Below are 16,726 nucleotides of genomic sequence, written 5' to 3'. Positions count from 1 at the left end.
AAAACTAGCACAAGCACATCCAGAAGACAGCGGCTGCCAAATTCGTTTGGCAGTCTTTTTTTGTGAACAACGGCTCGACGTTTTCCATGAAATGGGATGTGACCGCTTGCGCTCAACAAAACGCTCGGTTCGACTGGGGATTCGGAAAACTTGTGGCTAATCAAGGATATAAACGGTTATGTACACAGCTTTGGTGTGCAGACCAATAGATGAAGCTATTTTCCCGCCTATATATGTGGGGTGATTTCGCTTGAGATAGAAAAGTGAATGAATTACCAATATTTGACAATCTAGCGCATTTGTGTAATGATATTGCTTATTACGGAGGTGATTTTGTTGTGAGGAAAATAAGTGGATTTGTTTTTTTGTTCACAATTGCAAGCGGATTGGTTGTTGGTGGCGGAACTACTTTTGCTAGACCAGACTATGTTTGGGGGTTTGAGGATTACTACTCATACGCGGTTGACCAGAAAGCCGAACCGGGAAATGTGTTTCTAAGCGGTTACACAAAAGGCGAGGGGCCAGATTTAAAAGGCGTAAGCACGACTTCCAAATTTTATAAAAACGGAACATTTATTACCGATAAGACTAAAAAAGATTCCTCCGGCGAAGGTGCATGGGCACAAACATCGTACTATACAGGGCCAGGTACAAAGGAAGCTGAAGTGAAAACAGTTCACAAGGCATACACGCTGGATAATTCCTATATATCCAAGACGACTGGCAAGGTTTGGAAAAAATAAAGGTGGGGTAATCATATGCTGAAGAAATTAATACCTGTATGCGTTGGGCTCGCTGTCATGGCTGTTGTTGGCCAGAGTGTGTTAGCTGACAAAGAAGTTCAGCAGTTGACTGATTCATCGCAAAAGTATCAAAGCATGACGTTAGAGAAGCTGGGCGTACAATTGAACAATAATACGTTCAAGGGAGGAAGTGCTTCTGAGCTTCCCGTACTGGATACAGTAAAAGATGCTCAGGGGAATGAGTGGACCTATGTCTCGTATCTGCACAGCAATTTGATTGAAGAGCAGTTAGAAGAAAAATACTCTAAAAAAGTAGCGACGTCATTTATTGATGTTCAGGAAAAAATCTTGGATCCCATTATTCAAGTAGGAGATACAATACCCGTACTCTTGCTTAACGAGGACCTTACACTTGGAAAAATGGCATATTTGCAAGAAGAAGGAGAAGGAAAGCTAATTCTTGCTGAATTTAAATTGGACGAGGACAATCAAGAATGGATTGTCACGAAAAGAGCAAAGTGATTCGTTTCTCGTATCGACTGTGTCGTGTTAGCTAAGAAAACATCCTCTCTGGAAAATGAAGTGCGCCCCTACCTTTCACTCGTGAGAATAACTTCTGAATGTGTGCCTCTTTTTCATCATAAAAATACACCTTAGGGTTCAGCGGATCTATCAATAAAGGCCCGGATGGCTTTTCAAGCAAAAGCTGCACAAACAAAACGAGTGACAATAGTTTCATACAAAACGTGCACAAGTAAGTTACAGAAGACAGCGGCTGCCAAATGGCTTGGCAGTCTTTTTTGTGTCCGAAAAACGCCGCGATATTTTTCCGGAAAAGCAAATGCCACCACCTTTCTTCCCAAACAGCGCGGAAAATGCTTACGCCCGTTCGTCAGTAAGTATGCAAAAATGGATAGCCGATGCACCATTGCATACATTTCGGCGGCAGCAGAATTAGACCTGGCAGTAAAATAAACGGAATTTGCTAAATTATCTGACTTGGTACAAAATATGCAGAGGACAACTTCTTGAACAAGAGAGTAGCTAAACAAAAGAACTGGGGGATTGATCAATGGAGCATCCGTCTGCACCAACGCTGAAGCGCTCGCTAACTCTTAGGCACATCGTCTTTTTCGGGCTTGCTTTTATGGCTCCGCAAACGTTTTTCTCGACGTATGGTGTCGCCGTACATAGTACGAACGGAATGATGCCCACGGCTTACGCCATCGCCATGATTGTCATGCTGTTTACCGCGTACAGCTACGCGCAGCTGGTCAAAGCGTTCCCGAATGCTGGGGCGGCCTACACGTTTACCCAGAAGACACTTAGCCCGCACGTCGGTTTTATTGTCGGCTGGACGATCATTATCGACTACATGTTCAGCCCGATGATCAGTTCCTTGCTCATCGGCATCTCGCTGTCGGCCTTTTTCCCTTCGATTCCGATGTTCGTCTGGATTGTGTCCTTTATCGCCATCATTACGGCGGTCAACATTCTCGGCATCAAGCTGGCAGCGCAATTCAACACGTACATGCTTCTGCTGCAACTGCTTGTTTTTCTGCTCTTTTTCATTTTGGCGATCTACGGCTTGCAGAGTGGCAAAGGAGAAGGGACGCTGTTTTCGACCGTGCCTTTTTACGATGCCCAAATCAGCATCCCGACGCTGTTGTCCGTCGTTCCGCTGCTCTGTTTCAGCTTCCTTGGCTTCGATGCGGTGACGACGCTGTCGGAGGAGACGAAAGACGCGACGAAAAGCTTGCCGAAAGCGATTTATTTGATCACGCTGATCGGCGGACTGTTGTTTATTGCCGGGTCTTATTTTTCCCAACTCATTTATCCGCAGTTTCAGTCTTTTCAAAACCCCGACTCCGCCTATCTGGAAATCGCGATGGACATTGGCGGGACAGTGTTCACCGGCATCGTGATCGCAGTCGGTTTGACAGCCGGATTCGCGTCGGCGGTAGCGTCCGGGACGAGCGCCTCGCGCATTTTATACGCGATGGGCAGGGAAAATGTGCTGCCGAAAAAAGTGTTTGGCTATTTGTCGCCCAAGTATCGGACCCCTGTTTTCAATATTGCCATCATTGGTCTGGTCGCGTTGAGTGCGCTGTTTCTCGATTTGCTGACCGCTGTGTCGTTTATTAATTTTGGAGCGCTGTTTGCCTTTTTCTTCGTCAATCTGGCGGTCGTTGCCCATTATTACATCCGCGAGAAACAGCGGTCGTTCAAAGGGACGATTTTGTACCTGATTCTACCTTTGATCGGCGCTGCGCTCATCGGCCTGTTTTTCATCAAGCTCGACAAGCATTCCCTGTTGTTGGGCGGCAGTTGGCTCCTGCTTGGCTTTATTTATCTCGTTGGACTGACGAAAATGTTCAGACAGCCGCCGCCGATGCTGACGGTTGACGAAGTGCACTAATGGGGCGAAATCGAGCATTCCAGCAGAGAGGAAAGGGTGATGCGAGATGGGCTAACAGCGGTCATTGCTGAAGGCAACTTAACTCGTTTCCAGCGAAAAATGAGAGGATGAGACAAACAATGGGAAAACAAATAGCGGATTTGATCATATCAAGCAATGCCGTTTTTACCGGGCTTTCCGAGAAGCCGGAGCCAGCGGCGATTGCGATTGCCAACAACAAAATCATCGCGGTCGGCACAAAAGAAGAGATCAGCGCTTATGCCGGGGAAGAGACGAAAGTGTATTCGTTTGTCGACCAGCTGATCATGCCGGGATTCCACGATTTTCACCTGCACATCATGCACGGGGCCGTGGCGATGGAATGCGTCAACTTGTTTTCCGCCCGATCGCAAAGAGAGGCGCTGGAGATGATGCGCGAGTTTGCCCAGGCAAAACCGGATGAGCCGTGGGTCATTGGCAACGTCTGGGATGCGGCTTATTGGGACACGCAGCAATTGCCGAATCGCTATGCGCTGGATCAGGCTGTGCCGGATCGGCCAGCGCTCATGTTTCACGCGGAAGGGCATTACGCCTGGGTCAACTCCAAAGCGCTGGAACTGGCCGGAATCGACAGGGATACGGAAGACCCTGCTTTCGGGATCATCGGCAAAGACGAGGAGGGGGAGCCGAACGGCCTTTTGTATGAAAAGGCGATGGGAGCCGTCGTCCAGCACGCGTATCACTTTTCCCGCGAAAAAAGACGCGAGCTGTTCCGCAACTTCCTCGCGTATGCGGCGAGCTTGGGCGTCACGGCGGTTCACGACCTGTTTGCGACGGAATCGATGGCGATCTTGACGGACTATGACGTATTCCACGAGTTTGAGGCGGCAGATGAGCTGACGATGCGGATTCATCTCTGGCCTGCTCTGGATGGCGATTTGGAGCGAGCCAAACAGCTTCGCGAGACGTACCAGTCAGACATGCTGCGCGTATCGGGGCTGAAACAGTTTATCGATGGCGTCATTACAGCGCGCACAGCGTATTTGCTTGAGCCGTATGCCGATCAGCCCGACACGCGGGGCGAGACGTCATTCCCGCCGGAGACGATCAAACAATGGGTGGTGGATGCCGACAAGGAAGGCTTCGCGATCCGCTTCCACGCCATCGGAGACGGAGCGATCCGGCTTGCCTTTGACGCCTACGAAGCAGCGCAAAAAGCAAACGGCAAGCGCGATGCCCGCCACTCGATCGAGCATGTGGAGGTCATCCACCCGGATGATATTCCCCGGTTCCGGGAGCTGGATGTCACCGCTTCGATGCAGCCCGACCATTTTGCCATGTCCGAACGCGGCGTCTATACGGACCGGATCGGGGCGGAGCGGGAGAAGCATGTCTTCTCGATCAACACGCTGCAAAAGGCCGGGGCAAGGCTGGCGTTCGGGACAGACTTCCCGATCGATCTGCTGAATCCGTTGCTCCAGGTGTACCGGGCTGTCACCAGGATCGACAGCGGCGGCGCAGATGTCTGGCATCCGCACGAGCGAATTACGCTGGCCGAGGCACTGCGGGCGTACACAGCCGGGTCTGCTTACGGCTCGTTCCGGGAACAGGAGCTGGGCACGCTGGAGGCGGGCAAGCTGGCAGACATCGTCGTGCTTGCGCGCAATCTTTTCGCGGTGCCAGTCGAGGAAATCCCGGATACGAAAGCAGTGCTGACAATCGTGGATGGAAAAGTGGTTTTTGAGCATACGCAAGCACTCGTCGAAAGCTGAGCAATTGAGCATTTGCCATGAAAAAATCCCGACTCCTGCACGCAGGGTCAGTCGGGATTTTTGCTTTTTTTTGCTTGAAGTCAAATGGCTCATCAGGAGTGATGCCGTTCTTCTGCCATGGCAGCCGCCTTTGTTCGGTGGACCGTTCCGTGCGGATGGTGGGGCGGCGCGTAGATCGAGTACAGCTTCAGCGGCTCGTTTCCGGTGTTGATGATGTTGTGCCACGTGCCTGCGGGAACCATCACGGCGTAATCGTCATTGAGTCTTGCCTGGTAGTCCAGCCGGTCTTTTCTCGCTCCCATTTGCACAAGCCCGTGTCCGTCCTCAATGCGGAAGAACTGATCGGTGTCCGGATGTATTTCCAAACCGATGTCTCCACCTACCGGAATGCTCATCAAGGTGACTTGCAAATGCTTCCCCGTCCACAAGGCGGTGCGGTAATAGTTGTTTTGCTTTGTCGCTTCATCGATATTGATCGCCAGCGGGTGGGGGCCGTAATCTTTCAGCTCGACCCGATTCCAACTGCTCTCCCAGTTGCTGTACCAAGGATAATAGGCTGGATACCAGTGGTGTCCCCAAGACGTTTGGTCCCAGTCCCAGTTCACAGGCGTGACAGGGGGATGCCATGGATAACCATAGTGCGACGGATACATTGAATTGCTCCTCTCTCCAGTTGCTGTCCCTATTACCGTATGCAGTTGCCTATGAAGGCGAAAGCCCAAATTCGCTAAGCGCGGGGTTCCACGCTCTTTTGCCATTTGTGATGTCCGTCTGTTGTCCCGAGCAGGTGGAAGCCGTTGCGCTGATAAAACTGGTTCAGCTGCGGATTGTCCGCTACACAATCCAGTCTCAGGTTCTTCTGCTCGCTTGCTGCATGCTGCGTGATCCAGGTCAACAGATCGGCTCCGAGTCCTTTTCGCATCGTAGCAGGACGCAGGGCGAGCCTGTGAAGATAGAGGCTGTTTTCGGAAGCATCTTCTCCCCAAATATGGCGGTCCCATTCCGTTTGGCTGGCTGCGACGGTAAAGGTGCCGATCAGCTCCGGCCCTTTCCGTACGAGATACGTGTGCTGATCCACAATCGCTTGTGCAATCTCCTCGTCGTCTCCGCCTTCCAAAAGAAACGCCCATTGCCTGATCCCTGACTCTTTCAGCCATTGCGCGACCTGCTTCAGCAGACTGATGACAGCCAGCGTATCGTGTGGCGTAGCAAGCTGGATGTGCCAATCGTGGGACATGGTTGTTATCCTCCTTGTTAGCCGTTTGAGAATAAGCGGGCTGTTTGTTATTTTACTGGCTGCGCATGCATTTTCCTGCCGCCATGCGAAAAGGTTCCGATTTTCCGGATACCTGCTACTGTGAAAGCGGTCGATACGGTTTCCTTTCCGGGAACGGCAAGCAGCTTGTGCGGAGACGGAAAAGGTTGTTTGTTCGCCGATCATGACGATCAAGGATCGCCGGGCGTCACAGCGCAAAAAAGCCGATGCCGCAAACAGGCACCAGCTCGTGAAAGTTTCTTTCATTAATCGAGATCGTCGTGTTTGAACAAGGAAGAGAGCGCTTTCGCAAGGAAACTGGAAACGACCTCTTCGTCTTCCGCATGCACAGCCAACGAATGAACCCAGTTGTGATCGTGGCCGACATCGTCGGAGCACAGCAAGGCGGCGCGCATGTTTTGCAGCGACATGACGATACTTTTTCCATCGAAATGCCGGGAGTAGAAAAAGGCGAAATCATAGCGGCGCTGCTCGGTGGCAAAAGTGACGAAGCGGGACAGCAAATTTTCCGATTGATCGTACAAATATTCAAACTTCATTGTCGACTCACTCCTGTGCTTGATTTGGGGCCGAGCTTTAAATGGCTTCCTCGAAGTCGATGACCGGAGGCTTTTTGGTGAAAAATTTGGTGCTGAACAGCAAGTAGCTGATGCCGACCAACGACCAGGTGAGTCCAAGGGTCAGCGCGTGGCTGTCCAGGTTGTACCAGAGAAAAGCGACAAAGCTGGTGCCGATCAACGGCGAGAGCAGGTAGTGAACGACATCGCGCACAGAACGCTGTTGATTGCGAATATAGTAATGGGCGATCACAGAGGCGTTAACGGCAGTAAAAGCGGTCAATGCGCCAAAATTAATGAAGGCAAGCGCCGTTTCCAGGTCGAGAAACAAAGCGGCCAGGGAGATGGCTCCGACAAAAAAGACGTTGCGCGCCGGAATGCCTTTGACAGGGTGCAGGTGGCCGAACAGCTTTTTCGGCAGGACGTTTTCTCTGCCCATCACGTACAGCAGGCGGGAAGCGCTCGTATGGGAAGCGATCCCGGAAGCAAGCGCAGCGGTTATGCTGCCCGCTACGAAGATCGCGTAAAACAGATCTTGTCCGAGAATCATCGACATTTCGGGTGAAGGCGACTCCGGATTTTGGAAATGGTCCACCGCCGGAAAAGCAAGCTGAGTGAAGTAGGAAGTCGTGATGAAGATGACGCCCCCGATCAACGCTACGAGAAAAATGCCGCGCGGGATCGTTTTCAGCGGGTCAACCGCTTCTTCCGTATACGTGGTGACGGCATCGAAGCCGAGAAACGAAAAGCAGAGAATCGCAGCCCCGGTGAGCAGCGTCGGCAGCGAGATCGCTTCCCCGTAAAAAGGCTGGGCTGTAAAAGCAGGCGCACCGTTGGCGGCAGAAGCAATGTGCGAAATGCTTAGGCAGACGAAAACGACGACAACGATGACCTGAAACACGACCAGCAATGTATTGAAGTTGGCCGTAGACTGAATACCGCGAAAATTGATGTAAGTAGTGACCGCAGCCAGGAGGATGCCCAATATCCAGCCCGGAACCATCGGAAAGGCGGCAGACAAGTAAATTTTGCCGAGGAGTACATTAATGACAGGCAGAAATACGTAGTCGAGGAGTGATACCCAGCCGACGAGAAAGCCGATGTGCGGGTTAATCGCCTGACGGGCGTAGGAGTAGGCAGACCCGGCTACGGGAAATACCCGCACCATTTTCCCGTAGCTGGATGCGGTAAACAGCATGGCAGCCAGCGCCAAAATATAGGCAGTCGGAACATGCCCGCCTGTTTCCTGGCTGACGATGCCGTACGTATCAAAAACAGTCAGAGGCGTTAAATAGCCCAGTCCCAAAACGATAACCTGCCACAGTTTCAAGCTTCTTTTTAACGTGGGTGCAGTTGAATGATTCAGGCTTTTTTCCATGACCAATCCCCTTTGTTTGTAAAATGAAAGCGGTTAACATTTCGCGGTCAGCTTCTATTCGATCCAAACCCCCGGCCGCCCGGCTGCGGAGTCTGGTCGCATCGTTTTTCCTCATGCCGTTTGCCCCCCTTGCTTCCCCAAACTGTGGTGTACATGATGCGACTATTTCTCTCAGCCATGTAAGCAAGTGATATGCCAAACGCGAAAGGGCGCCATCTATCCCGCTTTTTGCTGCGGGAGGAGTCAGCGTGCGCGTTCCTATTCATGCAAAAATTCATGGATTACCCAAAAATGCATACAAAACGGTCGCGCTTGCTTCTGCTCTTAATAGAAATAAATTGAATATTTTCCAATATTTTGATTTAATGTAAATTGATTTGAGCTTTATTTTTAAAAAGTTAAAATGCAAGGAGATGGAAAACTTGAAGACGATGTTAAAAAAATCATTGGTACTAACATGCTTAGGATCAACATTACTAATTGGACAAGCATTTGCAGCACCAGAAACTATGTTTACAAATACGGATTCCCAAATAAACAATAATTTTGATCGAAAAGGTGCCAAAAAATACGCTGAAAAGTATGCTGAACGACCGGGGAACAAAAATTATGGAAGTAATGGCGATGGCGGTGACTGCACGAACTTTGTCTCTCAAGTATTACATGAAGGTGGGGGTCTGGATTTTCATGGGAAGGCTGGTTACAACAGGAACACCAAAGATTGGTACTATTACGGTCGCAATGTTCCGGAAAATACAAATGATAAAAAATCTCGCACATCTTCTTGGACTGGTGCTCATCAATTTAGAGAACACTGGGCAGTAGTTAATGGTTCAGGAGGGGAATTTGCGTATCAAGCCAAAAAGTACTCAGTCAAAGATGCAATAAAGAATTTTAGAGACATTTACAATGATTTGTACGAAGGCGATATTGTTCAGTATGTTGATGCTTCAGGAAGAACCATTCATTCGCAAGTAGTTCATCGCTTTAAGGATGGAGAAGTGTATATGGCTCAACATTCGGTAAATGACAGTGATTATACTTGGGGGACAGACCTGCCATTAAGTGAATGGCTCGATTATGGCGGGGCATATGTTGTGACAATAAAAATCAAGAAATAATCCGCTAAAAGGGGATGAAATCATGTTTGTACATCGAACAAAAAAACTTCTCGCTTTAACATTAGGCAGTCTTGCTATTTTAAGCGCTGGAAGTTTTCTTGGCTACCAAGCTTATGCCGATGATTCGTCCAAAACGGAAATGCTTGAGCAAATGAAAGAAGAGTATAAAAAATTGGCCGATCAAGATGATCCTAATGCGCCGAGCGAAGAAAGGCAAAAAATCAAAGACTTGGGGTGGGAAGTAGGAAAGCTCGAAAAAGAACTGAACCCCGAAAACCCCGAGGATGTATTAACACGTAAGTTAGCTGTTTTCAAAGAGATGACACTCATTCATGAATCAAGCTACAAAGACAGCGATGCAGATGCCAATGACCCAAAAGTAACCGAGATTGTAGAGCAAATCGAACAGCGAAAAAAACTGGTTGCAAAATTTGAAGAGAAATTGGCTTCTTTAAAAAAGAGAGCTAAAAAGGCAAAGCAGTCTGAAGAGGCCAAAGAAGAAGCAGAACAGTTGCTGACGGAATTTCAACAGGAGAAAGAAGCTCTCAGTATACAAAGCGAGTAATAAACTAAATGTGCAAAAATCAAAGGCGTTGCTCACCAGAGCAGCGCCCTTTTCATGACCAGTCCATGCAAAAACGATGATTCAAAAACGCATAGATTATGCAAAACCGCATAAGCCGCCCCCCTTGCTGCAAGTGTTCGCTGGAAAAGTAAATTGGCATAATATTTGCAATAATTATTCCGCGAACAAGCAAGGAAGGAAACAAGGAGTGGTTACGAGCGATGCGAAACAAGCTTTTCCTCATTGCCGTCCTGCTGTCGATGATTCTTTTGCCGCTTCGCCATTACATGGCAAACGAATACAGGCAGCGTTGGACAGGAGCAGAGGGATAGACACCAGATAGCCAAACCAAAAGTCCAACGCCGTAGAACAAAATGCAGCCGTCTCCTACACACTATCTACAAACGGAGGACTTCAACCTATGCAATATCCACTTTCCCCAGACGTAAAACCGGAGTTTTGCACGACAGGCACGTTCATGCGGTTACCGTCGGCAAGAGAAAACGCCAAAGTAGCGATTATCGGACAGCCGTTCGACACGGCCGCTTCGTTTCGCGTAGGGGCGCGGTTTGCTCCGCAAGCGATTCGCCAGGCTTCCATGACGCTGTTTCCGTATCATCCGACGCACAAAGTATACCCGTTCGAGGATACGCAAGCGATTGATGTCGGGGATGTTTCGGTCATTCCGCACAACATCCACCGCAGCTATGAGCTGATGGAAGAAGCCATGCTCGACCTGATGAAAAAAGGCATCGTGCCTATTGGGCTGGGCGGCGATCATTCAATTACATTAGCGTCCTTGCGCGCTGCTAAAAAAGTATACGGACAGGTAGCGATGATCCAGTTTGATTCGCATACAGACACGTGGGACACGTACTACGACGAAAAATATTGGCACGGTTCCCCGTTCATCCGGGCGCACGAGGAAGGACTTTTGCAGCCGGACAAAGTACTTCAGGTCGGGATTCGCGGGACGCTGAACCATCCGGGCGACATCGAGGCCAGCTACGAGCTGGGGTACAACGTGATCACGACACAAGAGCTGCGCAGCCGCGGATTTGCGGATGTCATTGCGCAAATCAAAGCGCAGATTGGAGAAACTCCTTGCTTCCTCACTTTTGACATCGACTTTATCGATCCCGCCTTCGCACCCGGCACCGGAACGCTTGAGGTAGGCGGCTTCACCAGTCACGAGGCGCTGCAAATCATACGCTCCCTGACAGGCCTGAACTACATCGGGTTTGACCTCGTGGAAGTGTTGCCTCCGTACGATCCGACGCAAATTACTTCGCTGTTGGCAGCGACATTGATTCACGACTTTGCCGCCCTGGTTGCCCTCCGGCAAAATCAGCTGGCGAGCCAATAAGAAATCTATTCATTTTTGCATAATCGATGATTTTTTGCATAAATCAGTCGTACAAGTGCCCAGGCTTACACCAATGGTAGTCGTGCTTCCTTGATTGGCACGGGAGTTGCTTTAAGGAATGACACTGAGAAGGGACACAGCGGAAGGAGAGGATGGATTGCATGATAAACCTGAAGATGTACATCAACGGGGAATGGGTGGATGCGCAAAGCAAGAAGACCCGCGAAATCTTGAATCCCGCTACAGGGGAAGTGATTGCGCTCTCGGCAGAAGGGGATGTGGAAGACGCCCGCCATGCCATTCAGATCGCCCGCGATGCGTTCGATAGCGGCATCTGGTCGGAACTTCCGGCAGCGGAGCGCGCCCGCTACTTGCTGGCGATTGCCGACAAGCTGGAGGAGCGTGCGGAAGAAATCGGCAGGCTGGAGACGCTGGACAACGGAAAGCCATTGCGCGAGACAGCTTTTGACGTCGCAGATGCGGCTGCTTGCTTCCGCTACTACGCGGGGCTGGCTACCAAGCCGGACGGACAGACGTATCACGTGGCCGACCCGGTGCAAGCCATGGTCGTGCGCGAGCCTGTCGGTGTGTGCGGCCTGATCGTGCCGTGGAACTATCCGCTGCTCATGGGTGTGTGGAAAATTGCGCCTGCGCTCGCCGCCGGGAATACGATCGTGTTCAAGCCGTCAGAGGTCACTCCGGTTACCGCCCAAAAGCTGTTTGAAATCATCGAGGAAGTCGGCATTCCCAAAGGCGTAGCCAACATGGTGCTCGGAGCGGGAGCAACGGTCGGAAACGAGCTTGCCGAGAGCCATCTGGTCGACAAAATTTCTTTTACAGGCGGTACGGCCACCGGGCGCAGCATCATGCGGGCTGCTGTCGGCAACATCAAAAAAATCTCCCTCGAACTGGGCGGCAAATCGCCGAACATCGTTTTCGCAGATGCAGACTTCGATACGGCTGTTGATTACGCGCTATTCGGAATTTTCACGAATCAAGGGCAGGTTTGCTCGGCGGGGTCGCGCCTGCTGCTCGAAGATAGCATTCACGACCGCTTCGTCGAGCGACTGGTGGAGCGCGCCCAAAAAATACGCGTAGGCCGTGGCGACGATCCTGCTACGGAGATGGGTCCGGTCGTCAGCCAGGCTCACATGGAAAAAATTCTCCATTACATCGAGCTGGGCAAAGCAGAAGGGGCACGCCTCTTGTGCGGAGGAAACCGACTGACGACAAACGGTCTGGAAAAAGGCTATTTCATCGAGCCGACGATTTTCACCGATACGACCCCGTCCATGAAAATTGTTCAGGAAGAAATTTTCGGGCCAGTGCTGGCGATTCAACGCTTTAAAGACGAGGCAGATGCCGTGCGTCTCGCCAACGATACCGTGTACGGACTGGCGGGCGGCGTGTTCACCCAGGATGGCGCCAAAGCGATGCGCGTCATCAAAAAGCTGCGCGCCGGAATTACGTGGATCAACTGTTACCATCCGACCTACAACGAAGCGCCTTGGGGCGGCTACAAGCAAAGCGGCATCGGCCGCGGCCTGGGCACGTTTGGCTTCGAGGAGTACACGGAAGTGAAGCAAATCAACATCAACCTGCAAGTTCAGCCAACCGGCTGGTTTGAAAACTAATCCAACCAATCAGGAGGACAGCGAGATGAGCAAAACCGTGGAGAGCAAACAGCAGAACATACAAGTACAAGAACAGTACAAAGACGTCTACGCCTATACGAGCCAGATTCTCGATCTGATCGCCAAAACCGACATTACAAAAGACGAGGCAGAGTGGGTAACGCGCCAGACGGTCGAGAACTTCCGCGACCACGTAAATCCCGGCTTTCTCGGCTACCGCAAGTCGGTTACGAAAGACGGACAGTTCGCCGCCGTGGAATGGAAGGACGCAGGCCCGAACTCCTTTATGGATGTAAACGGAAAAGAATACATCGATTGTCTCGGCGGCTTTGGCATTTACAACGTCGGGCATCGCCATCCAAAAGTAGTAGAGGCCGTCATTAACCAGCTCAACCGTCAACCGCTGCACAGCCAGGATTTGCTCGATCCGCTGCGCGCCATGCTCGCCAAAATTTTGGCTGACGTGACGCCGGGCGAGCTGAAGTACGCCTATTTTGCCAACAGCGGTACGGAGACGGTAGAAGCGGCGATCAAGCTGGCGAAAATGCACACAGGGCGCACTACGTTTATCGCTACGACAAAAGCGTTCCACGGCAAAAGCCTGGGAGCTTTGTCCGCTACGGCCAAAGGCGTATTCCGCAAACCGTTTTTGCCAATGATTCCCGGCTTCCGCCATGTGCATTTTGGCGATATCGACATGTTGCGCAAAACATTCGAGGCGTGCGCGCTCGTCGGGGAAGAAATTGCCGGGGTGATCCTCGAACCGATCCAGGGCGAAGGCGGAGTGAACCTGCCGCCGGAAAACTACTTGAAGCAAGTGCGCGAGCTGTGCGACCAGTACGGTGCCCTGCTCATCTTGGACGAAGTGCAGACGGGAATGGGCCGCACCGGAAAAATGTTTTGCTGCGAGCATTACGATGTGGTGCCGGACATTTTGTGCCTGGCAAAAGCGTTTGGCGGGGGCATCATGCCAGCAGGAGCGGTGGTCGCGACGGAGGAAGTATTCAAAAGCTTTTTCCCGAACCCGTTTGTGCAGACGACGACTTTTGGCGGAAATCCGCTGGCGTGCGCCGCAGCGATTGCGACCTTCAACGTGCTGATCGAGGAAAACTTGCTGGACCGCTGCGTGGAAATGGGCGAGTACATGCTGCAAGGGCTGCGCGCCGCAGCAGCGGCTCACAGTGACAAAGTGCAGGAAGTGCGCGGCAAAGGGCTGCTGATCGGAATCGAGTTCCATAACGACGAGATCGGTTACGAGGTGTCCAAAGGCTTGTTTGACAACGGCGTTCTGGTAGCCGGAACGCTGATCAATGCCAAGACGATCCGCATCGAACCGCCCCTCACGATTACGTACGAAGAAGCAGACAAAGTCATCGAGACTTTCCAAAAAGTGCTGCCGCAAGTCCAAATCTAACCGATAGACAGGAAAAGAAGACTGCCCACCCCAGTCTTCTTTTCCCTTTCTTCTCCATGGGAGCCCTGAGTATAATAGTAGTCACATGCCAAGCTATATTGGGAGGACCTATGGTTTCCAATTGTTTTGTACGAAAAACGTATCCAGTATCGTTTGAATCTTCTGCGAATGAAGTGTGGGACATCATGACTCGGTTCAACGAGCGTTATGTGTTTGTTACCGATCCCAAAAGCGAAAACAAGTATGTTGCTTATATACGAAATACGGATATGCTGCCGCTCTTGACCGAGCCGGGCTGGATGGACAAGCCCGTTCGGGAGCTTCCGTACCAGACCAACCTCGCCTATTATCAGCAAGGAATCAGCGTACCCGACTACTTCAAGGTGTTTGGGGAGGAAGTCGTGGTCGTCCGCGATCCGGCGGGGCAAGACGAAGGGTATTTGCGCCGCGAGGATGTTTTGTACTACATTTTGACCAATCAGTCCGGCCACCCGGATTGGATGCGATCTTTGCTTAACTCAATTCCGATGGGCATTTTGATCGTGGACAAAAAGGGGCAGATCGAAAACTTCAGCTCCGAAGTGTTGCGGATGGTTCGCGTGACGCCAGAAGAGTTGCGACAGCAACGGGTAGGCGAATTGCTGGACCCGGGCGTTTTTCAGCGAGTGATTGAAAACGGGGAAAAGGTGCTCAATTACATCATCGTCAACGAACGAATCGGCGTGCTCGCCGACTTTTGCCCGATCCACAGCCACGATGGCACGGTGACCGGAGCGACGATCGTCCTGCAAGATTTGCCTTTTATCGAGCGAATGGCGATGGAAATGGAGTACGTCAAAAACCTCAACACCGACTTGCAAGGGATTCTCTCCTCGATCTACGACGAAATTCTCGTCCTCGATGAAAAAGGCGTGCTGCTGCGCTACAGCGGCAACCTGATCGAAGACTTTTGGGAAATCAACAAGGAGCAGCTGCTCGGCATCAATCTGATGGAGCTGGAACAGGAGGGCTTATTTTTCTCGGCGATTGTCCGCATGGTGATGGAGCGCAAGCGCAAGGTGTCTGTCACACAGGAAAGCCGCTCGGGCAAAAACGTGCTGGCTGTCGGCAACCCGATTTTCGCTGACAACGGAAAGCTGGAGCGGATCGTCATCGCTTTGCGCGACGTGACGGAGACAGTCATGCTGAAGGAAGAGCTGCTGCAAGTCAAAAAAATATCGGAAAAGTACAAAAAAGAGCTGGAGCATTTGCGCGACCAGAAGCAGTATGCGAAAAACCGCCAGCTGATCTACGCCAGCGAACCGATGGAAAAAGTGATGAAATACATCCACAAGATCGCCAACACGTCCTCTACGGTGCTGTTCACCGGGGAATCAGGCGTCGGCAAAGAAGTGTTTGCCCGCACGATTTACGAGCTGGGACCGCGCTACAGCCAACCGTTCGTCAAAGTCAACTGCGGGGCGATCCCGGAGACGCTGCTGGAAAGCGAGTTGTTTGGCTACGAAAAGGGCGCATTCACAGGTGCAAACTCGAACGGGAAGCCGGGGTACTTCCGGATGGCGCACAAAGGCGTGCTGTTCCTCGACGAGATCGGCGAAATGCCGCTGAATTTGCAGGTCAAGCTGCTGCGCGTGCTCCAGGAGCGGGAAATTATTCCCGTAGGCGGCTCCGAGATCGTCGAGGTCGACGTGCAAATCATTGCCGCGACCAACAAAAATCTCGAAAAAATGGTCGAGGAAGGCACGTTCCGCGAAGACTTGTACTATCGGCTGAACGTCATCCCTGTCGTCATTCCGCCGCTGCGGGATCGCCCGGAAGACATCCCGCTGATCAGTTTGCACTTTTTGCAGACGTTCAATGAAAAATACGCGCGCTCCACGCAATTGTCCCAGGACGCTCTCGACTTGCTCGAATCGTATTCCTGGCCGGGCAACGTGCGCGAGCTGCAAAACATCATCGAACGGATTGTGGTCACCGCAGACGAGGATTTGATTGAGGCGCACCATATCACACCGCTTTTGAAAACGAAAAAGAAGCAGTATTTGCGCCAGCGTCTGACCAAAATCATGCCGTTGAAGGAAGCGACGAGAGCGATGGAGGAGCAACTGATCAAGATGGCGATGGATGAGTTCAAGACGACCTCCATGGCTGCCAAAGTGCTTGGCGTCAGCCAGTCCACGATCAGTCGCAAGTATCAGGAAATCCAAGAAAAGATAAGTCGAGGTGAGCCGATTGGGTTTAAAGTATGACGTGGTATCGCCGTTTGCCGGAACCATTGAGCGAATCTTTTTTCAATTGAGCGATTCGGTGCAGGAGGGGGAATTGCTGTTCACATTGGCAGAGGGGAGCAGGCGAATGGACATTCTCTCTCCGGTCACGGGCAGCGTAGAGGCGATTGAAGTCGAGAGCGGGGAGCCAGTCATTGCGGGGATGATTTTGGCTTCGATCGTGCTGCGTCAAGAAGGATAAATAGAAAAAAGGGATTAGCCGAAGCGGGCCGAT

At 51.4% G+C, this 16,726-nt stretch carries 15 protein-coding genes; 11 read left to right on the top strand and 4 right to left on the bottom strand.

What is annotated here, in order from left to right; genetic code table 11:
* Window positions 1-263: 263 nt before the first annotated feature.
* The 4 genes from NST23_RS22065 to NST23_RS22050 all read left to right on the top strand — a co-directional run bounded on the left by NST23_RS22065 (window position 264) and on the right by NST23_RS22050 (window position 4,913).
* Window positions 264-743 carry a hypothetical protein gene (locus tag NST23_RS22065; protein ID WP_141254237.1) on the top strand — a complete coding sequence of 160 codons (480 nt, stop codon included), beginning with the start codon at window positions 264-266 and terminating at the stop codon, window positions 741-743.
* A 15-nt stretch (window positions 744-758) separates the two neighbouring features.
* Window positions 759-1,265 (top strand): hypothetical protein, encoded by a 507-nt coding sequence (locus NST23_RS22060; protein WP_122964668.1) that lies wholly within the window; start codon window positions 759-761, stop codon window positions 1,263-1,265.
* A 550-nt stretch (window positions 1,266-1,815) separates the two neighbouring features.
* The gene (locus NST23_RS22055; RefSeq protein WP_122964670.1) at window positions 1,816-3,162 is read left to right on the top strand and encodes an APC family permease; all 1,347 of its coding nucleotides are present in this window, start codon (window positions 1,816-1,818) and stop codon (window positions 3,160-3,162) included.
* Between the two features lie 119 nt (window positions 3,163-3,281).
* Window positions 3,282-4,913 (top strand): amidohydrolase, encoded by a 1,632-nt coding sequence (locus NST23_RS22050; protein WP_280648519.1) that lies wholly within the window; start codon window positions 3,282-3,284, stop codon window positions 4,911-4,913.
* Window positions 4,914-5,005: 92 nt separating this feature from the next.
* On the opposite strand, the gene NST23_RS22045 is transcribed toward NST23_RS22050, so the two are convergent.
* The 4 genes from NST23_RS22045 to NST23_RS22030 form a co-directional block, all read right to left on the bottom strand.
* Window positions 5,006-5,566: a cupin domain-containing protein gene (locus NST23_RS22045; RefSeq protein ID WP_122964672.1), complete on the bottom strand. Its 561-nt coding sequence runs from the start codon at window positions 5,564-5,566 to the stop codon at window positions 5,006-5,008.
* 74 nt (window positions 5,567-5,640) lie between these two features.
* On the bottom strand, window positions 5,641-6,150 hold the full coding sequence (locus tag NST23_RS22040; RefSeq protein ID WP_287102076.1) for a GNAT family N-acetyltransferase: 510 nt from the start codon (window positions 6,148-6,150) through the stop codon (window positions 5,641-5,643).
* 284 nt (window positions 6,151-6,434) lie between these two features.
* On the bottom strand, window positions 6,435-6,728 hold the full coding sequence (locus tag NST23_RS22035) for an SAV0927 family protein (protein ID WP_173597586.1): 294 nt from the start codon (window positions 6,726-6,728) through the stop codon (window positions 6,435-6,437).
* 37 nt (window positions 6,729-6,765) lie between these two features.
* Window positions 6,766-8,124, bottom strand: a complete 1,359-nt coding sequence (locus NST23_RS22030) for an APC family permease (RefSeq protein WP_122964675.1) — start codon at window positions 8,122-8,124, stop codon at window positions 6,766-6,768.
* 413 nt (window positions 8,125-8,537) lie between these two features.
* Between NST23_RS22030 and NST23_RS22025 the strand changes: the two genes are divergently transcribed.
* The 7 genes from NST23_RS22025 to NST23_RS21995 all read left to right on the top strand — a co-directional run bounded on the left by NST23_RS22025 (window position 8,538) and on the right by NST23_RS21995 (window position 16,693).
* Window positions 8,538-9,245 (top strand): amidase domain-containing protein, encoded by a 708-nt coding sequence (locus NST23_RS22025; RefSeq protein WP_340964580.1) that lies wholly within the window; start codon window positions 8,538-8,540, stop codon window positions 9,243-9,245.
* Between the two features lie 22 nt (window positions 9,246-9,267).
* Window positions 9,268-9,810, top strand: a complete 543-nt coding sequence (locus NST23_RS22020; RefSeq protein WP_173597589.1) for a hypothetical protein — start codon at window positions 9,268-9,270, stop codon at window positions 9,808-9,810.
* Between the two features lie 421 nt (window positions 9,811-10,231).
* Complete coding sequence (gene speB / locus NST23_RS22015; protein WP_173597590.1) at window positions 10,232-11,176, top strand: agmatinase; 945 nt, start codon at window positions 10,232-10,234, stop codon at window positions 11,174-11,176.
* Between the two features lie 161 nt (window positions 11,177-11,337).
* On the top strand, window positions 11,338-12,810 hold the full coding sequence (locus tag NST23_RS22010; protein WP_173597591.1) for an aldehyde dehydrogenase family protein: 1,473 nt from the start codon (window positions 11,338-11,340) through the stop codon (window positions 12,808-12,810).
* 25 nt (window positions 12,811-12,835) lie between these two features.
* Window positions 12,836-14,224 (top strand): putrescine aminotransferase, encoded by a 1,389-nt coding sequence (locus tag NST23_RS22005; RefSeq protein WP_217365725.1) that lies wholly within the window; start codon window positions 12,836-12,838, stop codon window positions 14,222-14,224.
* A 110-nt stretch (window positions 14,225-14,334) separates the two neighbouring features.
* Window positions 14,335-16,473, top strand: coding sequence for a sigma 54-interacting transcriptional regulator (locus NST23_RS22000; protein WP_445662496.1), 2,139 nt, complete (start codon window positions 14,335-14,337; stop codon window positions 16,471-16,473).
* Window positions 16,457-16,693, top strand: coding sequence for a hypothetical protein (locus NST23_RS21995; RefSeq protein WP_173597593.1), 237 nt, complete (start codon window positions 16,457-16,459; stop codon window positions 16,691-16,693). Before NST23_RS22000 ends, NST23_RS21995 begins: the two co-directional genes overlap by 17 nt.
* The last annotated feature ends 33 nt before the right edge of the window (window positions 16,694-16,726 follow it).

Source organism: Brevibacillus sp. FSL K6-0770 (assembly GCF_038000275.1).
In the GTDB taxonomy this organism is placed as follows: Bacteria; Bacillota; Bacilli; order Brevibacillales; family Brevibacillaceae; genus Brevibacillus; species Brevibacillus parabrevis.
The sequence above is the reverse complement of the archived record's forward strand: the minus strand, read 5'-3'. Positions and strand labels throughout refer to the sequence as shown.

Coding starts and splice junctions, on each gene's coding strand:
- NST23_RS22060 (WP_122964668.1), top strand. CDS start 759: ATGCTGAAGAAATTAATACCTGTATGCGTTGGGCTCGCTGTCATGGCT.
- NST23_RS22005 (WP_217365725.1), top strand. CDS start 12,836: ATGAGCAAAACCGTGGAGAGCAAACAGCAGAACATACAAGTACAAGAA.
- NST23_RS22010 (WP_173597591.1), top strand. CDS start 11,338: ATGATAAACCTGAAGATGTACATCAACGGGGAATGGGTGGATGCGCAA.
- NST23_RS22020 (WP_173597589.1), top strand. CDS start 9,268: ATGTTTGTACATCGAACAAAAAAACTTCTCGCTTTAACATTAGGCAGT.
- NST23_RS22000 (WP_445662496.1), top strand. CDS start 14,335: ATGGTTTCCAATTGTTTTGTACGAAAAACGTATCCAGTATCGTTTGAA.
- NST23_RS22030 (WP_122964675.1), bottom strand. CDS start 8,124: ATGGAAAAAAGCCTGAATCATTCAACTGCACCCACGTTAAAAAGAAGC.
- NST23_RS22040 (WP_287102076.1), bottom strand. CDS start 6,150: ATGTCCCACGATTGGCACATCCAGCTTGCTACGCCACACGATACGCTG.
- speB (WP_173597590.1), top strand. CDS start 10,232: ATGCAATATCCACTTTCCCCAGACGTAAAACCGGAGTTTTGCACGACA.
- NST23_RS22050 (WP_280648519.1), top strand. CDS start 3,282: ATGGGAAAACAAATAGCGGATTTGATCATATCAAGCAATGCCGTTTTT.
- NST23_RS22025 (WP_340964580.1), top strand. CDS start 8,538: ATGGAAAACTTGAAGACGATGTTAAAAAAATCATTGGTACTAACATGC.
- NST23_RS22035 (WP_173597586.1), bottom strand. CDS start 6,728: ATGAAGTTTGAATATTTGTACGATCAATCGGAAAATTTGCTGTCCCGC.
- NST23_RS22055 (WP_122964670.1), top strand. CDS start 1,816: ATGGAGCATCCGTCTGCACCAACGCTGAAGCGCTCGCTAACTCTTAGG.
- NST23_RS22045 (WP_122964672.1), bottom strand. CDS start 5,566: ATGTATCCGTCGCACTATGGTTATCCATGGCATCCCCCTGTCACGCCT.